Origin of the sequence: Rhodopseudomonas sp. P1, assembly GCF_039642825.1 — a bacterium.
GTDB classification, from domain to species: domain Bacteria; phylum Pseudomonadota; class Alphaproteobacteria; order Rhizobiales; family Xanthobacteraceae; genus Rhodopseudomonas; species Rhodopseudomonas palustris_H.
Window position 1 is genome coordinate 2,256,479 of sequence record NZ_CP088006.1, and the last position, 23,851, is coordinate 2,280,329.

20 protein-coding genes are annotated in these 23,851 nt (G+C 65.2%); 15 read left to right on the forward strand and 5 right to left on the reverse strand.

Annotated elements, in window-relative coordinates; translation table 11 throughout:
• Positions 1 to 14: 14 nt before the first annotated feature.
• From LRC39_RS10445 to LRC39_RS10465, 5 genes are read left to right on the forward strand one after another with little or no spacing between them, the layout of a single operon-like run.
• Complete coding sequence (locus LRC39_RS10445; protein WP_263988977.1) at positions 15 to 887, forward strand: branched-chain amino acid ABC transporter permease; 873 nt, start codon at positions 15 to 17, stop codon at positions 885 to 887.
• Positions 884 to 1,918, forward strand: coding sequence for a branched-chain amino acid ABC transporter permease (locus LRC39_RS10450; protein ID WP_346297186.1), 1,035 nt, complete (start codon positions 884 to 886; stop codon positions 1,916 to 1,918). The genes LRC39_RS10445 and LRC39_RS10450 overlap by 4 nt, the downstream gene beginning before the upstream one ends.
• Positions 1,918 to 2,724 (forward strand): ABC transporter ATP-binding protein, encoded by an 807-nt coding sequence (locus LRC39_RS10455; RefSeq protein ID WP_346297187.1) that lies wholly within the window; start codon positions 1,918 to 1,920, stop codon positions 2,722 to 2,724. Before LRC39_RS10450 ends, LRC39_RS10455 begins: the two co-directional genes overlap by 1 nt.
• Complete coding sequence (locus LRC39_RS10460) at positions 2,717 to 3,421, forward strand: ABC transporter ATP-binding protein (protein ID WP_346297188.1); 705 nt, start codon at positions 2,717 to 2,719, stop codon at positions 3,419 to 3,421. The genes LRC39_RS10455 and LRC39_RS10460 overlap by 8 nt, the downstream gene beginning before the upstream one ends.
• Positions 3,414 to 3,779: a Rieske (2Fe-2S) protein gene (locus LRC39_RS10465; protein ID WP_346297189.1), complete on the forward strand. Its 366-nt coding sequence runs from the start codon at positions 3,414 to 3,416 to the stop codon at positions 3,777 to 3,779. Before LRC39_RS10460 ends, LRC39_RS10465 begins: the two co-directional genes overlap by 8 nt.
• A gap of 6 nt (positions 3,780 to 3,785) precedes the next feature.
• Here the strand turns inward: LRC39_RS10465 and LRC39_RS10470 are convergent, their stop codons facing one another.
• Positions 3,786 to 4,631, reverse strand: a complete 846-nt coding sequence (locus LRC39_RS10470; protein WP_346297190.1) for an alpha/beta hydrolase — start codon at positions 4,629 to 4,631, stop codon at positions 3,786 to 3,788.
• A 355-nt stretch (positions 4,632 to 4,986) separates the two neighbouring features.
• On the opposite strand from LRC39_RS10470, the gene LRC39_RS10475 reads away from it, so the two are divergent.
• A complete protein-coding gene (locus tag LRC39_RS10475; protein WP_346297191.1) occupies positions 4,987 to 7,344 on the forward strand; it encodes an Orn/Lys/Arg decarboxylase N-terminal domain-containing protein in 2,358 nt (785 codons plus the stop codon).
• A gap of 22 nt (positions 7,345 to 7,366) precedes the next feature.
• Positions 7,367 to 7,909, forward strand: coding sequence for a GNAT family N-acetyltransferase (locus tag LRC39_RS10480; protein ID WP_164572776.1), 543 nt, complete (start codon positions 7,367 to 7,369; stop codon positions 7,907 to 7,909).
• 39 nt (positions 7,910 to 7,948) lie between these two features.
• Here LRC39_RS10480 and LRC39_RS10485 read toward each other — a convergent pair whose 3' ends face one another.
• Positions 7,949 to 9,316, reverse strand: a complete 1,368-nt coding sequence (locus LRC39_RS10485; protein WP_346297192.1) for an ATP-binding protein — start codon at positions 9,314 to 9,316, stop codon at positions 7,949 to 7,951.
• On the reverse strand, positions 9,317 to 9,991 hold the full coding sequence (locus LRC39_RS10490) for a response regulator transcription factor (protein ID WP_346297193.1): 675 nt from the start codon (positions 9,989 to 9,991) through the stop codon (positions 9,317 to 9,319).
• Positions 9,992 to 10,264: 273 nt separating this feature from the next.
• Between LRC39_RS10490 and LRC39_RS10495 the strand changes: the two genes are divergently transcribed.
• The 8 genes from LRC39_RS10495 (at position 10,265) to LRC39_RS10530 (ending at position 22,540) form a co-directional block, all read left to right on the forward strand.
• The gene (locus LRC39_RS10495) at positions 10,265 to 11,392 is read left to right on the forward strand and encodes an efflux RND transporter periplasmic adaptor subunit (protein ID WP_346297194.1); all 1,128 of its coding nucleotides are present in this window, start codon (positions 10,265 to 10,267) and stop codon (positions 11,390 to 11,392) included.
• Between the two features lie 27 nt (positions 11,393 to 11,419).
• Positions 11,420 to 14,641, forward strand: a complete 3,222-nt coding sequence (locus LRC39_RS10500) for an efflux RND transporter permease subunit (protein WP_346297195.1) — start codon at positions 11,420 to 11,422, stop codon at positions 14,639 to 14,641.
• Positions 14,641 to 16,125, forward strand: coding sequence for an efflux transporter outer membrane subunit (locus tag LRC39_RS10505; RefSeq protein WP_346297196.1), 1,485 nt, complete (start codon positions 14,641 to 14,643; stop codon positions 16,123 to 16,125). The genes LRC39_RS10500 and LRC39_RS10505 overlap by 1 nt, the downstream gene beginning before the upstream one ends.
• A gap of 126 nt (positions 16,126 to 16,251) precedes the next feature.
• Positions 16,252 to 16,611, forward strand: coding sequence for a hypothetical protein (locus LRC39_RS10510; RefSeq protein ID WP_346297197.1), 360 nt, complete (start codon positions 16,252 to 16,254; stop codon positions 16,609 to 16,611).
• A 54-nt stretch (positions 16,612 to 16,665) separates the two neighbouring features.
• Positions 16,666 to 17,937: a divalent metal ion exporter subunit IhpA gene (gene ihpA / locus LRC39_RS10515; protein WP_346297198.1), complete on the forward strand. Its 1,272-nt coding sequence runs from the start codon at positions 16,666 to 16,668 to the stop codon at positions 17,935 to 17,937.
• Entirely contained in the window at positions 17,934 to 18,929 is a 996-nt protein-coding gene (gene ihpB, locus LRC39_RS10520; RefSeq protein ID WP_346297199.1) for a divalent metal ion exporter adaptor subunit IhpB, read from the forward strand. Before ihpA ends, ihpB begins: the two co-directional genes overlap by 4 nt.
• Positions 18,930 to 18,959: 30 nt before the next feature.
• Entirely contained in the window at positions 18,960 to 22,160 is a 3,201-nt protein-coding gene (locus LRC39_RS10525) for an efflux RND transporter permease subunit (RefSeq protein WP_346297200.1), read from the forward strand.
• Positions 22,161 to 22,171: 11 nt separating this feature from the next.
• Complete coding sequence (locus LRC39_RS10530; RefSeq protein WP_346297201.1) at positions 22,172 to 22,540, forward strand: hypothetical protein; 369 nt, start codon at positions 22,172 to 22,174, stop codon at positions 22,538 to 22,540.
• A gap of 60 nt (positions 22,541 to 22,600) precedes the next feature.
• On the opposite strand, the gene LRC39_RS10535 is transcribed toward LRC39_RS10530, so the two are convergent.
• Together LRC39_RS10535 and LRC39_RS10540 are read right to left on the reverse strand one after the other, a co-directional pair.
• Positions 22,601 to 22,870, reverse strand: coding sequence for a DUF2249 domain-containing protein (locus LRC39_RS10535; RefSeq protein WP_346297202.1), 270 nt, complete (start codon positions 22,868 to 22,870; stop codon positions 22,601 to 22,603).
• Between the two features lie 73 nt (positions 22,871 to 22,943).
• Positions 22,944 to 23,849 carry a hypothetical protein gene (locus tag LRC39_RS10540; RefSeq protein WP_346297203.1) on the reverse strand — a complete coding sequence of 302 codons (906 nt, stop codon included), beginning with the start codon at positions 23,847 to 23,849 and terminating at the stop codon, positions 22,944 to 22,946.
• Positions 23,850 to 23,851: the final 2 nt, after the last annotated feature.

The window sequence follows — 23,851 nt, forward strand, 5'->3', positions numbered from 1 at the left end:
GTGAGGATCGACCCTTGGGCGAATTACTCCAGCATCTCATCAACACGCTCGTGCTCGGCGGCACCTATGCGCTGCTCGGCATCGGCCTCACACTGATCTTCGGCATCATGAATGTCGTGAATTTCACCCACGGCATTCTTTACACCTTCGGTGCCTACGTGATGTTCATCGTGGTGCAGAAGTTCGAACTGAACTTCTTCGTCGCGTTGCCGCTGGCAATCGCGAGCGGCTGGGCGCTCGGCGCGCTCGTCGAATTGACGCTGCTGCGACCGCTGCGCGGCTCGGACATCGACACCACTATGCTGGTGATGATCGGCGCCTGGATCGCAATGCAGTCGGCGACGCTGTGGGTGTGGGGCGGCGTCGCCAAATCTGTGCCGACGCCGTTTCCGGACGCGCCGCTGGAGATCGGCCCGATCTCGGTGTCGTGGCTGCGGCTGTTCGTGCTGCTCGCTGCCGGCGCGTTGATCGTGCTGACTTACGTGCTGATCAACCGCACCCGACTCGGCAGTGCGATGCGCGCGACCTTCCAGGATCAGGACACGGCGGCGCTGATGGGCGTCAACGTCAACCTGATCTACACTTCGACCTTCGCGATGGGCTCGAGCCTTGCCGCCGCGGCCGGCGCGCTGCTCGGTCCAGTCTACGTCGTCTATCCGGCGATGGGCGATCTCGCCGCGGTGAAGGCTTTCGCCATCGTTATTCTCGGCGGTCTCGGCAACATCACCGGCGCGGTGATCGGGGGCTTCATCCTGGCGCTCGCCGAAGAGCTGGGCGCCGGCTACATCTCGTCCGGCTATCGCGACGCGATGGGCTTCCTGATCATCATCGCCGTGCTGATCTTCCGCCCGACCGGGCTGTTTCCTCGTGCGGAGCGCGTCGGATGAAACTGTTGCTGTCGATCGTCGTAATCGCTGCGCTCGCCGCCGTTCCGCTATGGCTGAGCGATCCGTATCTGCTCAACGCGCTGATCACCACCGGGATCTTCGTGATCGGCGCAATGAGCCTCAATCTTCTGCTCGGATTCACCGGCCAGCTCAGCCTCGGCCACATCGCCTTCTTCGGCATCGGCGCCTATGTCAGCGCGTTGACCTCGCTCGGCTTCAGCGTCAGCCTGCCGTTCGGATTGCACGTCGTGCACGAGCCGTGGCCGCCGCTGGCCGGCTTCGCGGTTGCCGTGCTGGTGTCGGCGCTGTGCGGCTATTTGGTCGGGCGGCTGTCGTTCCGGGTGCGCGGCGCCTATTTCGTCATCGTCACCATCTCGTTCGCCGAGGTGGTGCGATTGGTGGCGCTGAATTGGGTCGAGCTGACGCAGGGGCCGCTGGCGCTGACCAGCATCCCGCCGATGCAGGTGAGCTTCCCTGGGCTCGGCGAATTCGTCTTCCGCACCAAGCTGCACAACTATTATCTGGTGCTCGGCGTCGCCGTGGCTTGTTATCTGTTGATTGCGCGGCTGGTACGCTCCCATGTCGGCCGGGCGATGCGCGGGCTGATGGAGAACGAGACACTGGCGGTCTCGATCGGCATCGACGTCACCAAGACGTTGACGCTGGCCGCTGTCGTGTCGGCCGGCATCTGCGGTGGCGCCGGCAGCCTCTACGCGCACTATATCAAGATCATCGATCCCGAAGTGTTCGCCTTCATCAATACGGTGACGATGGTGATCATGGTGATCACCGGCGGCAAGGGCACGCTCGCCGGGCCGGTGGTCGGCGGGATGATCTTCGGCCTGATGCCCGTGGCGCTGCGGCCGGTGATGGCGCCGGAGGCGCAGTGGATCGCCTATGGCAGCGCGCTGATCGTCATCCTGTTCATCATGCCGCGCGGCATCGTGCCGGCGCTGGTGCAGTGGCTCCCACGGATGAAGTCGGTGGCAACGCCGAGCTTCGCCAAGCGCGGCGTCGAGGAGGGCGCATGATGACAGTCTCTGCAGCCTTGAAGCAGCCTGCGATACGGACTGCGCTCAGCGTCGACAAGGTCGCGATGCACTTCGGCGGCCTCGTCGCGATCTCCGACATGACGTTCTCGGTCGGCGAGGGCGAGATCGTCAGTCTGATCGGCCCGAACGGCGCCGGCAAGACCACGGCATTCAACGTCGTCACCGGCTTCCTGACGCCGACGCACGGAGACGTCACCTATCGCGGCCAGTCGCTGCGCGGGATGAAGCCGCAAGCGATTGCCGATCTCGGTCTGATCCGCACCTTCCAGCGCACCAGCGTGTTTCCCAACGACACGGTCTACGACAACGTCCTGATTGGGCTGCATCGCCGCGGCCGGGTCGGCGTGCTGCCGTCGGTGCTCGGGCTGCCGCGGGTGCGGCGGCTGGAGGCGGAGCTGAAAGAGAAGGCGGCCGAGCTGGTCGAATGGGTCGGCCTCGGCCGCCGGGCGCATGACCTCGCCGGCTCGCTGTCCTACGGCGAGCAACGCCTGGTCGGCGTTGCTCTGGCGCTGGCCGCCGAGCCGTCGATGCTGCTGCTCGACGAGCCGGTGTCCGGCATGAACGCATCGGAGACGCATACGTTCGTCCAGCTGATCCGGAAGATCCGCGATCGCGGCATCACTATTCTTCTCGTGGAGCACGACATGCCGATGGTGATGAGCGTGTCGGATCGGATCGTGGTGCTGAACTACGGTCGGATCATCGCCGAAGGGACGCCGGAGGTGATCCGCAACGATCCGGCGGTGATTGAAGCCTATCTCGGCCAGGGGGTGAAGCATGCTTGAGCTCATCAACGCCGTATGTGGCTACGGCGGCGTCACCGCGCTGCAGGGCATCACCTTCGAGGTGAAGGCTGGGCAACTGGTCGCGTTGATCGGAGCCAATGGAGCCGGCAAGAGCACGACGCTGCGGGCGATCTCCGGCCTGGTGCCGCTGCGCGCCGGCGCGCTGCGGTTCGACAACGAGGTGCTGACCGGCGCAAAGCCGCCCCGCATTCTGAAATCCGGCATCGCGCATTGCCCGGAGGGCCGCCGCGTATTTCCGCACATGACTGTCGAGGAAAACCTCGACATGGGCGCTTATTTGCGCAGCGATCGAGCCGAGGTGGCCGCTGACCGCGACCGGATCTATAGCGAGTTTCCGCGACTTGCCGAGCGCCGCAAACAGGCCGCTGGCACGCTGTCCGGCGGCGAGCAGCAGATGCTGGCGATTGGCCGCGCGCTGATGAGCCGGCCGCGGCTGGTGATGTTCGACGAGCCATCGCTCGGGCTGGCGCCGAACATCGTCGAGCGCACCTTCGCGATCATCCGCCGCATTCGCGACACCGGCACCACGGTGCTGCTGGTCGAGCAGAACGCCTTTGCGGCGCTCGACATGTGCGACCATGCTTACTTGCTGGAAGGTGGCCGCATCGTGTTGTCGGGCACCGGCGCCGAGCTGATCGCCAATCCGCACGTCCGCAAGGCGTATCTCGGTGGCTGAGGATTGGACCGGCGGCGTTGCGCGGTCACAGGACCAATGGTTTCCGGTCTGCAGCCTGCCGCGGCTGACGGCCGAGGGCATCGTCGCGGTTCGTGTGGCCGGCGTTGATCTCGCGTTGATTTCGGACGGCGGTATGGTGTCGGCGTGCGAGCGGGCCTGTCCGCACGAGCAGGCCGATCTCGCCTGCGGCCGCGTGGTCAAAGGGCGGTTAGCCTGTCCGCGCCACGACGCCTCCTTCAGCCTGATTGACGGAGCGATCTCGGACGGCTGGCCGAGCCGGCCGCTACGGCTCTATCCAGTGCGGGTCGAGCGCGGCGAGGTGTTCATCAACGCCACCGCGCTCAAGTCTCTCCGATAGTCGAGCCTAGCCGATTAGCTCTCGCGCCGCTTTGACCAGCGCGCCGTCGGGACGGCGCAGTTCGGCCAGGATCGAGAAGTGATCGTGACCGGGAAGTGGTAGCAGCCGCCCCGGTGCACTCGCAGCCTGACGGCGCGCGTGCAGGTCCATCGAGTCCAGCACTAGCGCCGGCAATTCGTTGGCGCCATAGGCGAGGTCGAGCCGCTTGTCGATCACTGGTAGCCGCGATGGGGAGAGCTTCGCGATCTCCTCGTCGGTGAGCTGCAGCGCCTTGTTCAGCCCGGTGTCGCGGATCGGGCCAAGATCGAACACGCCAGAGATCGATAAGCCTGCTGTGACCAGCGGATGATCCAGCGTCATCGCCACCAAGTGGCCGCCGGCAGACCAACCAGACGTAACCACCGGTCCGGCGACGCCGTGCTCGGGGCCGTGCGCTGCGAGCCAGTCGAGCGCAGCGCGGCTTTCGTCGACGATCGTGGTGAGCGACACGTCGGGCGCCAGCGAGTAGCCCGGAATCGCCATCGACCAGCCGTGCGCGGCGATGCCTTCGACCAACATGGCAAATAGCTCGCGCGAATTCTTCTGCCAATAGCCGCCATGCCAGAACACGAGGCAGGGCTCGTCGCGCTCGGCCGCGGGATAAAGGTCGATCTTGTTGTTCGGACGTGGGCCGTAGGGCAGGTCGAGCACCGACTTCAACGTCGCGCGCGCCTGCGCGGACGAGGAGTTACGTTCGGCGATCAACTCGGGGCTGTTCTTGACAGCGCTGTTGTTATCGTAGGCCGCGTCACGCTCGCTTTGCGAAAGTTGCGCCCATTTGGTGCGGGGATCGGCAGGGCGGTCATTCGTCATTACGGCTCCATTCGGCTGTGGGCTGATGGCCGCCAGCTTTGCAGTAACGGCGCCCGCCTGTCGATCGCATTGTCCAGGCAGATGCCGCCTCGCGATTAATCAGGTCCGCGGACAACGGACATCAGCGGTCAGAGCGTGATCATGGAGGGCGGCCCAGTTCGCTGGGGAGCGTCGGCTCGCGTACATTGCGCGAACAGTCATCGGCGTGTGCGGCGCCGCACCACTTGCAGTTGTTGCGCCGACTGCGGCGACCGCCGCTCGCGCGTTATCCGTGGCAGCCGCTGGTCACAGCCATTGTCACCACACTGTCACACAACCCGGCGAGAGAGTGTCGGCGATTCACGTGGGCACCCTCATGGACTATTTTAGGCGTTTCACCTTTCTGTTCTCCGCTCCCACCTTCGAAGCGGACGATCTCGAGGGCATCCGGTTCAACCAGATCGTCGCCGAGATCGAGCGGTCCGGCTTCGAGATCGTCAAGGCGCGCAAGCTCGAGGATGCCGAGATCGCGGTTCAGACCGACGCCGCGATCGGGTGCATGGTGGTCGACTGGGGCAAGAAGGGGCTCGAGGGCAAGACCGCCGCGCTGATCAATCTGATGCGCCGGCGCGGCCTCGATTTCCCGATCGTGCTGCTGATCCGCCGCAAGCGGTTCGAGGAAGTGCCGGTCGAGGTGCTCGACTTCATCGACGGCTACGTGTTCCTATCAGAGGAGACGCCGACCTTCATCGCGCGCAATCTGATCAGCCGGCTGAAGCAATATGCCGACACGCTGAAGACGCCGTTCTTCGGCGCGCTGGTCGACTATGCGGAGGAGGGCAACCAGCTCTGGACCTGTCCCGGCCACAACGGCGGCATGTTCTACAGCCGCAGCCCGATCGGGCGGGTGTTCATCGAACATCTCGGCGAGGCGGTGTTTCGCGACGACCTCGACAATTCGGTGCTCGACCTCGGCGATCTGCTCACCCACGAAGGGCCGGCGCTGCGCGCGCAGAAGGAAGCAGCGCAGATCTTCGGCGCCGAGAAGACTTACTTCGTGCTCAACGGCACCTCGACCTCCAACAAGGTCGCGCTCGGTGCGCTCGTCACCGACGGTGACCTCGTCCTGTTCGATCGCAACAACCACAAGGCGGCCCATCACGGCGCGCTGATGATGGGCGGCGGGATTCCGGTCTACATCCCCACCGTCCGCAACGCCTGGGGGCTGATCGGCCCGATGGCGTGGGACGCGCTGGATGAAGAGGCGCTCCGCGAGCGCATCCGCAGCCATCCGTTGGTCAAGGACCCCGAGGCATGGCGCAAGCCGCGCCCGTTCCGCGTTGCCGTGGTCGAGCAGTGCACCTATGACGGCACCATCCACAGCGCCGAGATGATCCTGCACCGCATCGGGCATCTGTGTGACTACATCCTGTTCGACGAAGCCTGGGCCGGTTTCATGAAGTTTCATCCGCTGTATGCGGGTCGCTTCGCGATGGGGCTGGCCAATCTCGGCGACGACGCACCGGGCATCATCGCGACGCAGTCGACCCACAAGCAGCTCGCCAGTTTCTCTCAGGCATCGCAGATCCACATCAAGGACCGCCACATCCGCGGCCAGAAGCGGCGGGTCGAGCATCGGCGTTTCAACGAGAGCTTCATGCAGCATGCCTCGACGTCGCCGTTCTATCCGCTGTTCGCCTCGCTCGATGTCGGCGCGCAGATGATGAAGGGCCGCTCCGGCGAAGTGCTGTGGGACGATACGATCCGGCTCGGCATCGAGCTGCGCAAGAAGATCCGCGCGGTGCGGCGGGAGTTCGAGGAGAAAGAGGCGAGGCCGGAGCGGCGCTGGTTCTTCGATCCATTCGTGCCGGATCGGGTGACGATCGCGGACGCCGCGCGCGAAGGCGCGGTACACGATGTCGCCTGGGAGGCGGTGAGCACCGACCAGCTCGCCACCGATCCGGCGTTCTGGCAGATCGCGCCGGGCGCGGCCTGGCACGGCTTTGCCAATATGGCGCCCGGCTTCGCCATGACCGATCCGAACAAGCTGACGCTGCTGACGCCCGGCTTCGACCGGGCGACCGGCCGCTACGCCGAGCACGGCGTGCCGGCCCCGGTGGTGGCGCAATATCTGCGCGAGAACCGGATCGTGCCGGAGAAGAACGATCTCAACTCGCTGCTGTTTCTGCTGACGCCTGGCGTCGAGGCGAGCAAGGCCGGCACGCTGATCAGCGGCCTCGTCGCGTTCAAGAAGCTGCACGACGACAATGCGCCGCTGGAAGAGGTGATTCCGGAATTCTGCCGGAGGCGACCGTTGCGCTATGCTGGCGTGCGGCTGCGCGACCTGTGCGGCCAGATGCACCGGTTCTTCCGCGATGCCGACGTCAGCGTGCTGCAGGCCAAGCAGTTCCTGCCCGAACACCTGCCCGAGATCGCAATGTCGCCGCACGACGCCGCGCGCTGCCTGGTGCGCAACGATGTCGACTATCTGCCGATCAGCCAGATCGCGGACCGGATCGCCACCACGCCGTTCGTGGTCTATCCGCCGGGGATCGCGACGATTGTTCCCGGCGAGCGGCTGAGCGACCGGGCCAAGCCGATGCTCGATTACTTGCAGATGTTCGAGCGCAGCTTCAACGAATTCCCCGGCTTCGACGTCGAGATCCAGGGCGTCTATCGTGAGTTCGACGAGGCGGGCCGGGTTCGCCTCTACACCTACGTCGTGGCCGAATAACCCGCCGCCTCCTGGAGTTGCCGTGGACGCTGCTTCGCCCATCCTGATCCGCTCCTCGCACGACGGCGACGTCGAGGCGATGCTCGACATCTATCGCTATTACATCCGGCGCGGCCTCGATGAGGGGATCGACGACCACGGAACGCCGCAGCCGGACGATCTGAAGGAGCGGCGGAAGAACTTGCGCAATCGCCGCTTCCCGCATCTGGTGGCGATCCGTGGCGAGACCGTCGTGGGATATGCCTATGTCGTGCTGTTCCGCAAGCGGCCGGCTTATCGCTACACGGTGAAACACTCGATCTATGTGCATCCGGATCACCTCGGCAGCGGCATCGGCCGGTTGTTGATGCACGAGCTGATCGACGCTTGCGCCGCGGCGGGCTTCCGTCAGATGATCGGCTATATCGACGGCGACAACACCGCTTCGCTCGGCCTGCACCATAGCTTCGGCTTCGCCACCGTCGGGCGGCTGCCAGGCGTCGCCTATCGTTATGGCCGCTGGGCCGATACGGTGATGGTGCAGCGATCGCTGGGCGCCGGCGCGACCACGCCTCCTGTGATTTGATCGGCGCTCAATCCGACAAACTCCCTCAGGCTGCGGCCGTCAGCGTGAGGTCACGGCCGGCTTCTGAAACGTCAACGTGATCAGCGCGCCGCCGCCTGGAGCGTCGGCCACGTCGATGGCGCCGCCATGTTCGTCGACGACCGCTTTGACGATCGCAAGGCCCAGTCCGGCGCCATCGCTGCGGGCGCGGTCACCGCGCCAGAACCGCTGGAAGATCATGCTGCGGTCGGCCTCGGCGATGCCGGGGCCATGATCGCGCACCGCGACGTTGGGGCCCGCCGCATCGATCTCGATCATCACCTCGGTGCCGGGTGGTGTATGGCGGATCGCATTGTCGACGAGGTTGCGCAGCGCGCGCCGGATCATCTCGGCTTTGCCGCGCACAGGGACGGGGTGATCTCCACCGCGCAGGCCGATCTCCTTGCCGGCGGTGAGCGCGGCCGGTGCGACGGTTTCGATCAATTCGGTTGCGATTTCGACGAGATCGACAATCTCGTCCGGATCGACCCGCATCGCGTCCATCTCGGCGACATCGAGCAGCTGCGACACGATCCGGCTCATCGCGGCAAGATTGCGTTGCAGGTCTTTCCCGGCCGGTTTCGGCTCCAGCGTTTCGATCCGCGCGCTGAGGATCGCGAGCGGCGTTCGCAGTTCGTGGGCGGCATCCGCGGTGAACCGGCGCTGCTCGTTGAAGCCGTGTTCAAGCCGATCGAACGCCTGATTCACCGCACTGACCAGCGGCCGGATTTCGCTGGGGATGCCCTGCATCGGCAGCCGGATGTCGGTGCGGCTCGGGCCGATACTGGCGGCGCGCTCCGAAGCGTCGACCAGGGGGCGGATCGCGCGCCGGAAGATCACGATGTCGAAGGCGAGGAGTAGCAGCAGGATCGGCAGAACGATCCAGCCGGCGCGATGAAAGAAGTTGGCAGCAATGTCGTCGATGATGACATCGCCGTTCGACAGATCCTCGACCACCTGGATCGTCAGCGTCTGGCCGCCAATGCGTCGCTCGATGCTGTCTCCCGACAGGCCGGTCGATCCGGTGACGAGACCGAACCACGAGGCGCGCTCCGCGGATCGGCGTGGCAGTAGTGGTTTGCGCTCTGGACTCGAGCTGAACAGCACTTGGCCGGAGCCGTCGATCACCGCATAGGCATAGCGGCCATAGGCGGCCGAATACACGTCACGCAAGTCCTGCGGCAAGGTCAGGTCGAGCTGCCCATCCGAGCCGACGGTGAGATGTTCGGCTACGACCTCAGCTTGGCGACGCATCGCATCGCTGTGCAGCCGGTCGATCTCGCGATTGAGCAGCCAGAACAGGATCAGCGGCAGCACCACTGCGGTGATCGTCAGCGCCACCACATGCAGCAGCAGGATGCGGGTGGTCAGCGAGTCGCGCCGGAACACTTACTTGATCTCCGACAGCAGATAGCCGACGCCGCGGATCGTCCGGATCTGCACCGTGGCACCGAGTTCTTCGAGCTGCTTGCGCAGCCGCGAGACATAGACCTCGACCGCATTCGAGGCGACATCGCCGCCGAGGCCGAAGATCTGATCCTCGAGCGTCTTCTTCGGCACGACGCGACCCTGGCGGCGCAGCAGCAATTCGAGCACGTTCAGTTCGCGCCCCGAGAGAAGACGCGGCTGGCCGTCGATCAGGATCTGGCGGCCTTCGGTATCGAAAGTGAGATTGCCGAGGGTGAGCGAGCGGCCGAGCAGGTGCCCAGGGCGACGCAGAATGGCTTCAATGCGCGCCACCATCTCCTCGATCGCGAACGGCTTGACCAGATAGTCATCGGCACCGGCCTTCAGGCCGGAGACGCGGTCCTGCACGCCGCTGCGCGCCGTCAGCACCAGCACCGGGATCGATTCGTGGCCGGCGCGCAGTTCGCGCAACAGCGACATGCCGTCGCCGTCCGGCAATCCGAGGTCGAGCGCCATCGCGACGTAGTTCACCGATGCGAGTGCAGCGCGCGCGTCCTCGACCCCGCTGACGATGTCGACATCGTAGCCGGCTGCGTTGACGCCCCGCGAAATCAGGTCCGCCAGTTCGAGGTTGTCTTCGACGATCAGGAGGCGCATCGCGGGGCAAAGCTTTGACGATCTGTGCTTGTGCTTCGTACCACGTGCAAGCCGCGAGCGTACAGCAGGCAGATCTGGGCCATAATTGGTAATTTTGCGAGCGCGGCGGCGCCGTGTCAGGTTGGTGTAAGCTCGGTCTGCTAACCACAGCGAAGGCGTCCGGAAACGGCCGATCTGTTCGACTGCGGGGCGCAGATGCAGCACAGCTGGAAGACACCGATTTACGCTGCAGCGGCCGCGCTTCTGGTGGCGGCCGGGTGCGTGGGGCTTGCCATGCGATCCGGCAGTCTCGTCGCTCCGGCCGGAGCGCAGCCGGCGGATACGAGCCGGGATGGCATCGATCTCGCCCAGCAGACGATCGCGCTCTCGGCCAAGCAGGTCGAGGCGATCAGCATCGAACCGGTTGAGCAGCGCGAATTTCGCATTACCAAGGACGCGCTGGGTTCGATCGCCTACAACGAAAACCTGCTGGTGCAGGTGTTCACGCCCTATGCCGGACGGATCATCGACACCTTCTTCAATCTCGGCGACGAGGTGAAGAAGGGCGCGCCGCTGTTCACTATCGACAGCTCCGACTTGCTGCAGGCGGAGTCGACGCTGCTCGCGACCGCCGGCGTATTGGAGCTGCAGAACCGCAATCTCAACCGGGTGCGGCAGCTGCTCAAGACCGGCGGTGCGCCGCAGCGCGATGTCGATCAGGCCACGTCCGATCAGCAGACCGCCGAAGGTAATCACAAAGCCGCGCGCGATGCAGTTCGCATTTTCGGCAAGTCGGAAGCCGAGATCGATCGCATCATCGCCGAGCGGCACGTCGACTCGACCCTGATCGTGCGCAGCCCAGTGGACGGGCAGGTGACCGCACGCAACGCGGCGCCGGGTCTCTACGTGCAACCCGGCAGCGCGCCTCCACCGCTGACGCTCGCCAATTTATCGATCAAGTGGATGGTAGCCAACGTCGTCGAGACCGATGCGCCAGCGTTCCGGCTCGGCCAGCCGGTCGAGGCCCGGGTGGCGGCCTATCCTGGGCAGGTGTTTCGTGGCCGGGTGACGGCGCTCGGCAGCAGCATCGATCCGAGTTCGCACCGCCAGTTGGTCCGGTCCGAGATCGACGATCCGGCCAATCTGCTGCGCCCCGGCATGTTGGCCAATTTCACCATCGAGGTGGCGAAGCCGGTGACGTCGCCTGCGGTGCGGCTCGATGCGGTGGTGCGCGAAGGTGACGGCACCATGGCGGTTTGGGTGACACGCGACCGTCGCAGCTTTCAGCGCCGGCTGGTCAAGATCGGCCTGGCTCAGGGCGGCCGCCGCCAGATCCTCGACGGCGTCGCGCCGGGTGAGCTGGTGGTCGGCACCGGTGCGATCTTCCTCAGCAACAAGCTCGCGAACGCCGCGAGCGGCTGATCGACACAACTGCCGGCGGCGTTCATCGTGTTTAAGAGCATCATCCAGTTCGGTCTGACCCGCAAGGCCATCATCGTCCTGGCGCTGATCGTGTTCTGCGGCGTCGGCATCGCGGCGTTCACCCGGCTCAATGTCGAAGCCTATCCTAATCCCGCGCCGGTGATCCTCGAGATCACCGCCCAGGCCGCGGGGCTGTCGGCCGAGGAGATGGAGAAGTACTACACCATCCCGATGGAGGTCGGGCTGTACCCCACGCCCGGCGTGGTCAATATCCGTTCGACATCATTCTACGGCCTATCGTTCGTCCGCGTCACCTTTGCCTACGGGGTCGATTATTATTTCGCGCTGACGCAGGCGGCCAATTCGATCCAGCAGAACATCTCGCTGCCGAATAATCTGGTGCCGACCATTCAGCAGTCGAGCCTGGTCGGCGAGATCTTTCGCTATCAATTGGTCGGGCCGCCGAACTACGGCCTGACCAATCTGCGGACCGTGCAGGACTATATCGTGGCGCGGCGGCTGATGACGGTGCCCGGTGTGGTGCAGATCAACGCCTGGGGCGGGACCACCAAGCAGTTCAACGTCGATGCCGATCTGCAGAAGCTGGAGGCCTACAACATCACCGTGCCGCAGATGGTGTCGGCGCTCGGTAACGCGAACCTCAATGTCGGTGCGCGCGAGATCACCATCGGCCAACAGTCCGTGAACATCCGCGGCATTGGGTTGGTCGATTCCGGCGGCGATGATTCCATCGCCAATGGCTACAAGGTCCAGGACATCGAAAACGTCGTGCTGACCCAGTCGGGCGGGCTGCCGATTCAGATCAAGGACGTCGCCAAGGTCTCGGTCGGTTACGTGCCCCGGCTCGGCATCGCCGGGCGCGACAGCAGCGACGATGTCGCCGCTGCGATCGTGGTGATGGGGCGGACCCAGCACACTAACGACATCGTGCCGAAGGTCGAGGAGGAGGTCGCCAAGCTCAATCGCGACGGCAGCCTGCCGCCCGGTGTCAAGATCGTGCCGTATTACGATCGCGGCGCGCTGGTGGCGGTGACTACCCGGACGGTGCTGCACAATCTGATCGTCGGTTGCCTCTTGGTGTTCCTGATCCAGTGGATCTTTCTCGGCGATCTGCGCAGCGCGCTGATCGTGAGCGCCAGCATTCCGTTCGCGCTGTTCTTCTCGATCATCATCCTGGTGCTGCGTGGCGAGGATGCCAATTTGCTGTCTCTCGGCGCGGTCGATTTCGGCATCATCGTCGATTCCGCCGTGATCATGATGGAGAACATCTTCCGCAATCTGCAGTCGCCGGCCGAGCAGCAGCGGCGGATGCTGGCGCAACTGCAGCAGAGCGGCGTCGGCACGGGCGAGCCGCAGGTGTGGACCGATCGGTTGCGGCTGATCTTCCTCAGCGCACTGCAGGTCGACAAGGCGGTGCTGTTCACGGCGGCAATCACGGTGACGGCGTTCGTGCCGCTGTTCACCATGCAGGGCGTCGAGGGCCAGATCTTCGGGCCGATGGCGCGCACCTATGGTTATGCACTGGCAGGTGCGCTGATCTCGACCTTCACGATCACGCCGGTGCTGGCGTCGCTGCTGCTGCCCAAAGCGATCGAAGAACACGAGACCGCGATCGTGCGCGGTCTGCGCCGCGCCTATGAGCCGGTGCTGCGCTGGTCGCTTGGCCGCACCAAGGTTGCGGCGATTGTTGGCCTGGTGTTCCTTTCTATCGCCGGCTTGGCGGCCAGCCGTCTCGGCAGTGAGTTTTTGCCGGCGCTGGAGGAGGGCAATTTCTGGATCCGCGCGGCGATGCCTCCGACGATGTCGCTCGACGCCGGCACAAGTTACGTCCGCAAGATGCGCGAAATCCTGCTGCGGCATCCGGAAGTCATCACCGTGGTGTCGCAGCACGGCCGACCGGACAATGGCAGCGACGCCTCGGCGTTCTCCAATGTCGAGCTGTTCGCGCCGGTCAAACCGTTCTCGGAATGGCCGGCCGGCCTGACCAAGGAGATGCTGGCGGAGCAGCTGCAGAAGGAGTTCGACGCCGAGCTGCCGGGCGTCACCTTCAACTTCTCGCAGTACATCCAGGACAACATCGAGGAAGCGTTATCCGGCGTGAAGGGCGCCAACTCGGTCAAGATCGTTGGCCCCAACCTGCAGGTGCTGGAGCAGCTCGCCGGGCAAGTGATGCAGGAGATGGCCAAGGTGCGTGGCGTCGCCGACCTCGGGGTGTTCCATCTGCTCGGCCAGCCCAACCTCAACATCAAGGTCGATCGCGAACGCGCTGCGCGCTACGGTCTCAACACCGGCGACGTCAATTCGGTGATCCAGGCGGCGGTCGGCGGCAGCATCGCCACCACGGTGCTCGAAGCCGATCGGCAGTTCGGCGTTGCGGTGCGGCTCGACCCGAAATTTCGCGAAAGCGTCGATGCGGTGCGCGAGCTGAAGATCGCTTACGCGACGCCGAGCGGCGTCAACGCCTACATCCCGCTCAGCGAAGTCGCCACCATCTCGCTCGATACCGGCGCGTCCTTCATCTACCGCGAGAGGAGCCAGCGCTACATTCCGATCAAGTTCAGCGTCCGTGGCCGCGACCTTGGCGGCACCGTCGCCGAGGCACAGCAGCGGGTCAACGACGCGGTGCAGCTGCCGCCCGGCTATCGGCTGATCTGGTCCGGCGAGTTCGACAATCTGCAGGATGCCAAAGCGCGGCTGATGATCGTGGTGCCGATCACGCTGCTGCTGGTGTTCGTGCTGCTCTATGCGCTGTTCAATACGCTGCGCGACAGCCTGATTGCACTGCTCGGCATTCCGTTCGCGGCCGGCGGCGGCGTTATCGCGCTGTATCTGTCCGGGTTGGAATTCAGCGTCTCGGCCGCGATCGGCTTCATCTCCCTGCTCGGCGTGGCGGTGATGGACGGCATCCTCAACATCACATATTTCCGCGAGCTACGCGCTGGCGGCGTGAGCGTCGCCGACGCGGTGCGGCAGGCCTCCGAGCAACGGATGCGACCGATGCTGATGACGGCGCTGTCGGCCGGTGTCGGGCTGTTTCCGGCGGCGCTGTCGCACGACATCGGCAGCCAAGTGCAGCGGCCGCTCGCGACCGTTGTGGTCGGCGGCATGTTCATCGGTCCGCTGTTGCTGCTGGCGGTGGCGCCGGCGCTGCGCAAGCTCGCTTTTGCCCGCGAGGAGGCGGCGCGGACCAGCGCTAGTCCCCAGGCCGCGCCCCAGGGAGAGCCGTAATGCTGCGTTGGTTCGGCGCCCTGGGCACCTGCGTCTGTCTCGCCGGCTGTGCGGTCGGGCCGAATTTCGTGCAGCCGCCGTCCCCCGAGGTCGATCGCTACACGGTGGCTGCCTTGCCGGCGAAGTCGCCAGGCAAAGCCCAGCCGTTCGTCGTCGCGGAGGATGTGCCGACCCGCTGGTGGTCGGCGTTCCGCTCCGAGTCGCTCGACCGGCTCGTGCGCGCGACGGTGGTGCGCAATCCGACCCTGCAGGCGGCGGATGCTGCGATCAAGGTGGCACACTTCAATGCGCTGGCGCAGCGCGGACTGTTCTTTCCGCAAGTCAGCGCCAGCTATGGTCCATCGACGCAATTGTCGTCGAATAACGAAGCCTCCGATGCGCCGCAGCAGCGGCTGTCGCTACACACCGCGCAACTCAACATCGCCTACACGTTCGACGTCTGGGGCGGCAACGCGCGCGCGGTGGAGAGTCTTGATGCCGTCACCGAGCAGCAGCAGTTCCTGCTGGAGGCGACGCACCTGACGCTGACGGCCAATGTCGTCACCGCGGCGATCGGGGAAGCGTCGCTGCGCGGCCAGATCGCTGCCACCAAGAAGATCGTGGCGATCGAGCGCGACATCCTCGGCATCCTGAAGTCGCAGTTGGAGGCAGGGCAGGCGGCGCAGGTCGACGTCCTGACCCAGGAGGCGGCGCTCGCCCAGGTCGAGCAGACCTTGCCGCCGCTAGAGAAGCAGCTGGCGATTCAACGCGATCTGTTGACCGCCCTGGCCGGCAACTATTCGGCAGCCCAGGTCCCGGAGCGTTTCGAACTGGCGCGCCTCAGCCTGCCGCGCAACATTCCGGTTCTGGTGCCGAGCACGCTGGTGCGACGCCGGCCGGACGTGCGGGCTGCGGAGGCCAATCTGCATGCGGTAAGCGCGCAGGTCGGTGTGGCGGTGGCGGCGCGCCTGCCGAACATCAGCGTCGGCGCCAGCACGGCTGGCGCGAGCGCTACCAACTTTGCGCAACTGTTCGCGCCGGGCACCGGGTTCTATCTGCTGGCCGCCAATGCCACCCAGCCGATCATCGACGGCATGACCTTGCTGCACAAGCAGCGCGCCGCCGAGGCGGCACTGGAGCAGGCGGACGCGCAGTATCGCCAGGCCGTGATCTCGGCGCTGCAGAATGTCGCCGACGCGCTGCAGAGCCTGCAGCACGATGCAGCCCTGGTGCGCGCTGCCGCCAAATCGGAGGCCGCTGCAAAGGCCAGCCTCGACATCATCCGCAAGCAGCTTGCGCTCGGGCAGGTCAATCAGGTTGTGGTCCTGAACGCGCAGCAGACCTACCTCAATGCCTCGATCGCGCATGTTCAGGCCGAGGCGACGCGCCTGTCGGATGCGGCAGCGCTGTTCATGGCCATCGGCGGAAGCTGGCCGGCGGGATGTGGAACCGATTGGCGAAGCTGCGTGCTCGACGATCTGCCGGTCACGGCAGCTTTGCAGTAGGCCTGAAGGAGCAGGCGGGTTCCCGGGCTGCGACAGATCGATCCGCCGCGATTTTGTTATGTTATTGCGGATCGACACGGATGTGAGGCGCGTGTTATCCGCTTGCCTCGACCCGTGAGTGCCATCGTGACGCTGATCGCCCGCATTTTCCAGCATCGTCTGCTGCGCGTTTCGCGCCGGGCCGTCGCTATGGCCGTGCTGGCGGTCTATCTGCTTGCGGGCGCCGTGCACGGGCTGTGCGATCTCGACGTGACCACCGGTTCCGCCACTGCGATCGTCTCGCTGCCGTCGCACGGCGGTGACCATTCCGACAATGTGCTTGCGTCCGATCACCACTGCCACGGCTGCTTCTCGGTGTCGCTGCCGAGCCCGAGCGTCGTCGCGACCGCGGCCGAGCTCGCCACTGCGCCCATGCACTATGAAGACGCCGAACGCCGCAACGTTCAGCGTGGAATCGAACCTCCGCCACCAAAAGCCCTGATCTGAATATGACCGCTGGGCGGTACGCGCCCTCAATCCGTCGTTCGTCAGGTCTTCATCATGTTGTCTTCGATCGCCACGCGGCTCGCGTGCGCGGCCGTCTTGCTCGCCGGCTGTGTGCTGGCTGGAGAGGCCCGTGCGCAAACGCTGACTATGGGCAACGCGCTGCAGCGCGCCCTCAACGCCAGTCCGCGGCTCACCGCCGCCGAACGTGACGTCGGCATCGCGCGGGGCCAGCGCATTCAATCCGGCGCGCTGATCAATCCCGAGATCTCCTACGAGCAGGACAATTCATTCGGCTCAGGCGCGTATCGCGGCACGCGGTCGGCGGAGTCGACGCTGCAGATCAGCCAGATGTTCGAGCTGTGGGGCAAGCGCGACGCTCGCATCGCCGCCGGGCAGGCCGGTCTTGATGCCGCCTCCATTGGTCGCCAGGCGGTGCGGCTCGAGGTGCTGTCCGAGACCGCGATCGCTTTCGTTACGGTGCTCGGGCTGCAGCGGCGCATTCAGATCCTCGACGAGCAGATCGCCGCGATCGACGCGATCACGCCGCTGCTGCAACGCCGGGTCGAAGCCGGCGCATCGTCGGTGGCTGAGACCGGCCGAGCCGAGGTCGCTTCCGCGCTGGTGAAGGCGGATCGCGAACGCACCCGGTCGGCGCTCGCTACCGCCCGGCGGGAGCTTGCGATCCTGATGGGCGATACAGCGCCGAAATTCGCTGCGGTCTCCGGCCGGCTCGAAGCAATCGGCAAACCACCGGCATTTCAGTCCGTGATCGCGGCGATCGACGCCAATCCGCAGCTGGTGCGCTGGAAGGCGGTGTATGCGCAGCGCAACGCCGAGCTATTGCTGGCGCGCCTCAAGCCGTATCCGGACGTCACCGTGGCGGCCGGCTGGCGGCGCTACAACGAGACCGGCGACAACGCCGTCCGCTTATCGGTGTCGGTGCCGATCCCGCTGTTCGATCAGAACCAGGGCAACATCCTGTCGGCGCAGGAGAGCCTGTCCAAGACCGCGGCGGAGCGACAGGCCAATCGCAATACGCTGATCGTGATCGCGGGACGGGCCTACGACTCGCTGCAAGGCTCGCTGCGCGAGTTGGCAATCTTGCGCGACACCGCGATCCCGAAAGCCAGGGATGCCGCCACAGCGATCTCAGAAGGCTACGGCCAGGGGCGCTACTCGCTGCTCGAAGTGCTCGACGCGCAAGGCAGCGTCGCGCAGGCGCGGCTGCGCGAGCAGGAGGCGCAGCAGAATTTCCATGTCGCCGTCGCCACCATCGAGGGTCTGGTCGGCAATCCTTTCGCATTGGCGCGGGGAGGCGCGCGATGATGAAACCGTTGATGTTGATCTGTGGTGCCGCCGCGATGTTTGCGCTCGGTGCCGCCGTTTCCGCCTACGCGCCGATCGGATCGCGCGAGCCGGCCCAGCAGGCTGCGAAGGACACGAAGGGACACAATCACGCCGAGGGTGAGAAGGACCATGGTCATGAGGGCCACGGCGAGGAGGGCGCGGTCGAGATGAGCGACGCCAAGGTCGCGGCCTCGGGCATCGAAATCCGCACCGCCAAGGCGGAGACGCTGCACGAGTCGCTGGTGCTCAACGGCATCCTGCAGCCCAACCAGGAGACGCTGGTGCAGGTCACGCCGCGGTTTCCCGGCGTGGTTCGGGAGATCAAAAAGCGGATCGGCGACACGGTCGAGAAGGGTGAGCTGCTCGCCAAGATCGAAAGTAATCAGAGCCTCAGCGTCTACGAGATGCGCGCGCCGATCTCCGGCACCGTGATCGATCGCCAGATTTCGCTCGGCGAATACGCCTCCGAGCAGAAGCCGGCCTTCGTCGTCGCCGATGTCTCTACGGTGTGGGTCGACCTGTCGGTGTATCGGCGCGATCTGCCGCGGGTACGGATCGGCGACAAGATCCTGATCGACGTCGCGGACGGCGGCAAGCCGATCGAGGCCAGCCTGTCGTACATCTCGCCGGTCGGCAGCAGCGATACGCAGAGCGCGCTCGCCCGTGCCGTGGTGCCGAACGACGCGTTGCGCCTGCGGACCGGCCTGTTCGTCTCCGCGCGGCTGATCCTCTCGGCCAAGCCGGTGCCCCTCGCGGTGCGAGCCGCGGCGATCCAGACCGTCGAAAATCGCAGCGTGGTGTTTGTCCGTAACGGCGACAAATTCGAGGTGCGCGACGTCGAGCTCGGCGACCGCGATGCCGAGAATGTCGAGGTCGTGTTCGGCTTGCTCGATGGTGACCGCTACGCCGCCGCCAACAGCTTCGTGGTCAAGGCAGAGCTCGGCAAGGGATCGGCCTCCCATGAGCACTGATGTGATCGCCTCGGGTTGCGGAGGTCGCGCATGATCGACCGGGTTCTTGCATTCTCCGTTCGCCAGCGCTGGCTGGTGATGATCGGCGTGCTGATAATGGGCGCTTTCGGCGCCTGGAACTTCACGCGGCTGCCGATCGATGCGGTGCCTGAGATCACCAACGTCCAGGTTCAGATCAACACCAACGCGCCCGGCTATTCGCCGCTCGAGGTCGAGCAGCGAATCACCTTTCCGATCGAAACCGCGATGGGCGGGCTGCCGAACCTCGTCAATACGCGGTCGCTGTCACGCTACGGGCTGAGCCAGGTCACGGTGGTGTTCAAGGACGGCACCGACATCTACTTCGCCCGGCAACTCGTCAACGAGCGCGTGCAGCGCGCCAAGGACGTGCTTCCGACCGGAATCGAAATGGCGATGGGACCGGTCTCCACCGGCCTCGGCGAAATCTACATGTACACCGTCGAGGCGAAGCAGGGGGCGACGCGCGCCGACGGCAAGCCATTTACACCCAGCGACCTGCGCACCGCACAGGACTGGATCATCAAGCCGCAACTGCGCAACGTCCCCGGCGTCAACGAGGTCAACACCATCGGTGGCTTCGCCAAGCAGTTCCACGTGCTGCCCGATCCGGCGAAGCTGATGGCCTATCGCCTCAGTTTCCGCGACGTGATGACGTCGCTCGCCAGCAACAACGCCAATGTCGGCGCCGGCTATATCGAGAAGAACGGCGAACAGTATCTGGTGCGTACGCCGGGGCAGGTCAGTGATGTCGAGGAAATCCGGCAGATCGTGATCGGCTCGCGCAGCGGAGTGCCGGTGCGGATCATGGATGTCGCGGAGGTGAAGGAAGGCACCGACCTGCGCACCGGTGCCGCGACGCTGAACGGACAGGAGGTCGTGCTCGGCACCGCGATGCTGTTGATCGGCGACAACGGCCGCACCGTGGCACAGCGGGTCGCCGCGAAGCTGCAGCAGATCGAGAAGTCGCTGCCGGAAGGCATGTCGCTGCGCGCGGTGTACGACCGCACCCATCTGATCGACGCCACCATCGCGACGGTGGAGAAGAACCTCGTCGAGGGCGCGCTGCTGGTGATCGCGATCCTGTTCCTGATCCTCGGCAACTTCAAAGCGGCGTTTGCCACTGCGTTGGTGATCCCGCTGGCGATGCTGTTCACCATCACCGGGATGTTCGAGAACAAGGTCAGCGCCAATTTGATGAGTCTCGGCGCAATCGACTTCGGGATCATCATCGACGGCGCCGTGATCATCGTCGAGAATTGCCTGCGGCTGCTGGCCCACGAGCAGCAGCGGCAAGGCAGGCTGCTGACCCGTCAGGAACGGTTCGAGACCATCATCGCCGGCTCGCGCGAAGTGATCAAACCGAGTCTGTTCGGCACGCTGATCATCGCGGTGGTGTATCTGCCGGTGCTGACGCTGACCGGCGTCGAAGGCAAGATGTTCACGCCGATGGCGCTGACTGTGCTGATGGCGCTGCTCGGTGCCAGCCTGCTGTCGATGACGTTCGTGCCCGCCGCGGTGGCGCTGCTGGTCACAGGTAAAGTGTCCGAGAGAGAGAACTGGTTCATGCGGTTGGCGCACCGGGCGTATCTGCCGCTGCTCGATCTGGCGATCCGGTTTCGGCAGCTGATCGTCGTAGCGGCCGTGATGCTCGTGGTCGTGAGCGGCTACGTGGCAACACGGATGGGCGGCGAGTTCATCCCGAGCCTCGACGAAGGCGACGTCGCGATCCAGGCGATGCGAATTCCTGGGACCAGCCTGACCCAATCGCTCGAGATGCAGATCGCGCTGGAGAAGCGCATCCTGGCAATTCCTGAGGTGAAGGACGTGTTCGCCCGCACCGGCACGGCGGAGGTGGCAACCGATCCGATGCCGCCGTCGATTTCCGACGGCTATGTGATGCTGAAGCCGCGCGAGCAATGGCCGGATCCCAAGAAGCCCAAGGCTGAGGTCGTCGAGCAGATCGAACTGGCGGCTGAGCAGGTGGCGGGCAGCCTGTACGAGCTGTCGCAGCCGATCCAGTTGCGCTTCAACGAACTGATCTCGGGGGTGCGCAGCGATGTCGGCGTCAAGATCTTCGGCGACGACCTTGATGTGCTCACTCAGGTCGCCGGGCAAGTGCAGTCGGTGCTGCAGACCATCAAGGGGGCGGCCGACGTGAAGAGCGAGCAGGTTGCCGGGCTGCCGGTGCTGACGGTGAAGCTCGACCGCAAGGCGCTGGCGCGGTTCGGCATCAGTGTGGCCGAGGTGCAGAATTTGGTTGAGATCGCCGTCGGCGGCAAATCGGCCGGGTTGGTGTTTGAAGGCGATCGCCGCTTCGACCTCGTCGTCCGGCTGCCGGATCAGATCCGTACCGATATCGAGGCGATCAAGGCGCTGCCGATCCCGCTGCCGCCAGCCGACGGGCAGGCGAAAGTCACGCCGGCTGCGTTCGCCGTCTCGCCGCTGTCCCAGATGCGTTACGCACCGCTGTCCGAGCTTGCCGAGATCGTGGTGGCACCGGGGCCGAACCAGATCAGCCGTGAAGACGGCAAGCGCCGCATCGTGGTCTCGGCCAACGTCCGCGGCCGCGACCTCGGCTCGTTCGTCGGCGAGGCGCAGCAGCTGATCGCCGACAAGGTCAAGCTGCCGGCGGGGTACTGGATCGGCTGGGGCGGGCAGTTCGAGCAACTCGTGTCGGCGACCCAGCGCCTGACCATCGTGGTGCCGATCGCGCTTCTACTGATCTTCCTGTTGCTGTTCATCAGCCTCGGCTCGGCGGCCGACGCACTGCTGGTGTTCAGCGGCGTGCCGCTGGCATTGACCGGAGGGATCTTCGCGCTGCTGCTGCGAGACATTCCACTGTCGATCAGCGCCGGCATCGGCTTCATCGCGCTGTCCGGAGTCGCGGTGCTGAACGGCCTCGTCATCATCACCTTCATTGAGCGACTGCGTGGCGAAGGCCGCCGGATCGTCGAGGCGGTGCGCGAGGGCGCGCTGACGCGGCTACGTCCGGTGCTGATGACCGCGCTGGTCGCTTCGCTCGGCTTCGTGCCGATGGCGCTTGCCACCGGTGCCGGCGCCGAGGTGCAGCGGCCACTGGCGACCGTGGTGATCGGCGGCATCGTATCGTCGACCATCCTGACGCTGCTGGTGCTGCCTGCGCTCTACATCCTGTTCCGCCGCGAAACGGTAACTGCGAGTGCCGATGCGGATCCTGTCCCTAACGCTTGAGGAGCTCATCGATGAAGAAGATGCTGATCGTCGCAGCCGCGTTGTTGTTCGCCGCGCCGGCGTGGGCGCAACACGACCACCACAAAGGGCCGAACGGCGGGCCGGTCGAAGATGTTGCCGGGGTGCATGTCGAGATGGTCGCCTCGGGCAAGACCGTGACGTTCAACGTCTTCGACGAGACGAATAAGCCGCTGCCGACCGATGGCTTCTCCGGCGCCGCCTTGCTGATCTCCGGAAGCGAGCGCGAGACGCTGTCGCTCACTGCAGCCGGCACGGCTCTGAAGGCCGAGTCCAAATCGGAGATCGCCAAAGGCGCCTCGGTCAGCCTCACGTTGAAGACCGCGGACGGCAAGACCGGGCAGGCGAAGTTCAAGCCTTGAGGCAATGCGGGTGTGCGTCAGCGCGTTGGTCGGAATGCGGGCCGCGCTGTGGCGCGCCAACTATCCCAGCGCGGCTTCACAATCGGGGACCTGGAGCGCCTTGCGAATGCTGACGCGCCAAGTTGCCGGCCCGCTCTCGAGATAGTCCCAACAGAAACTCCCGGGCCGCTTCACGTCAAACAGATAGCGGAGCGGCCGCGGGTCGTGATCGCTGACCAGCTCCAGCCCTCGCTCGGGCGTGAGCTGGTCGAACAGGCTGAACACGATCGGGTGGCGTAGCGGCCGGGGAAACAGCCGGACGTCGATGACGGTGGTGATTTGATCTGTCATGCATACAGCATCGCCGCGACGCCGACCGCGATCGTTGTTGGGGCGCAAACAAAAGCGGCGATGTGACGTGCTCTCAAGATCGCTGCGAGTTGGCGAACGCCCGTAGCCGCGCGAGCCGGGCGATCGACGAAGCGGCGAGGCTCTGCGCCAGTTCCAAGCCCGCCTGGTCGGTGGCGCGGTCGGATTCGTCCAGATAAATCGAGGTCAGTTGCTCAGCATAGCGCACTACGCGTCGCGGCACGTCTGCCGTTGTCTCACTGTCGGATTTCCCCGGCAGCTCGGCGCTGAGAGCCGCAAGGTCGGCTGAAGCAAGGCCATTCGATGACAACAGCCGCTCTTGGTCCGTTGGCGGAAGAGTTTGCGACCAGCGCACGATCTCTTTCAGCAGCAGGCTTTCCATCAGTGCGGCCGAGGACATTTCCCCCGTCATCAGCTCTCCTGCGTCCTCGCCTTTGCGCGATTGTTCGGCTCGCCACGCCAACCGGCGCTCGCGCCGCAGCAGGTCGGAGTCGACCAACGCTTCTCGCGCCATTGTCTCCGCTGCGATTCGAAGCTCGGGCGCTGCGGCATGCGCGGCAACGTAGGTCCAGAACACGAAAGCTCGCTGCCGGTGCCGAACGGCGATCGCCCACGCTTGGTACGGCGTGGACAGTGACGAGTCGGCCAGTTCAACGAGTTCCGATTTTGGAACCAGGTCATCAACGGGGCCGATCGCGGGTGCGGCATCGGCTTCCTTGCGGGGAAGAGTCGAGCGACGTAGCTTGATCTCGGCGATCCGATCCTGTTCGCGCTCGCGCAGTGTCTCGAACACACAGCGCACAGGTTCGACACTGTGATCGCTGTCATCTGTCAGCGACGCCGCCATCTGATCATAAGTCGAGGCGGCGCGTTCGGCCTGCGCCAGAGCGATGGCGTAGAGCTCGGCGAGAGTCTTCACCGCGTGCGTCGGTGTTGATGTCAAGAGCGGAGTGTTACGCATGG

Bases quoted from the DNA above. Each gene is read 5' to 3' on its own strand.
- LRC39_RS10450 (WP_346297186.1), top strand. From the start codon at position 884: ATGAAACTGTTGCTGTCGATCGTCGTAATCGCTGCGCTCGCCGCCGTT.
- LRC39_RS10455 (WP_346297187.1), top strand. From the start codon at position 1,918: ATGACAGTCTCTGCAGCCTTGAAGCAGCCTGCGATACGGACTGCGCTC.
- LRC39_RS10460 (WP_346297188.1), top strand. From the start codon at position 2,717: ATGCTTGAGCTCATCAACGCCGTATGTGGCTACGGCGGCGTCACCGCG.
- LRC39_RS10470 (WP_346297190.1), bottom strand. From the start codon at position 4,631: ATGACGAATGACCGCCCTGCCGATCCCCGCACCAAATGGGCGCAACTT.
- LRC39_RS10475 (WP_346297191.1), top strand. From the start codon at position 4,987: ATGGACTATTTTAGGCGTTTCACCTTTCTGTTCTCCGCTCCCACCTTC.
- LRC39_RS10490 (WP_346297193.1), bottom strand. From the start codon at position 9,991: ATGCGCCTCCTGATCGTCGAAGACAACCTCGAACTGGCGGACCTGATT.
- LRC39_RS10495 (WP_346297194.1), top strand. From the start codon at position 10,265: ATGCGATCCGGCAGTCTCGTCGCTCCGGCCGGAGCGCAGCCGGCGGAT.
- LRC39_RS10505 (WP_346297196.1), top strand. From the start codon at position 14,641: ATGCTGCGTTGGTTCGGCGCCCTGGGCACCTGCGTCTGTCTCGCCGGC.
- ihpA (WP_346297198.1), top strand. From the start codon at position 16,666: ATGTTGTCTTCGATCGCCACGCGGCTCGCGTGCGCGGCCGTCTTGCTC.
- ihpB (WP_346297199.1), top strand. From the start codon at position 17,934: ATGATGAAACCGTTGATGTTGATCTGTGGTGCCGCCGCGATGTTTGCG.
- LRC39_RS10525 (WP_346297200.1), top strand. From the start codon at position 18,960: ATGATCGACCGGGTTCTTGCATTCTCCGTTCGCCAGCGCTGGCTGGTG.
- LRC39_RS10530 (WP_346297201.1), top strand. From the start codon at position 22,172: ATGAAGAAGATGCTGATCGTCGCAGCCGCGTTGTTGTTCGCCGCGCCG.
- LRC39_RS10535 (WP_346297202.1), bottom strand. From the start codon at position 22,870: ATGACAGATCAAATCACCACCGTCATCGACGTCCGGCTGTTTCCCCGG.
- LRC39_RS10540 (WP_346297203.1), bottom strand. From the start codon at position 23,849: ATGCGTAACACTCCGCTCTTGACATCAACACCGACGCACGCGGTGAAG.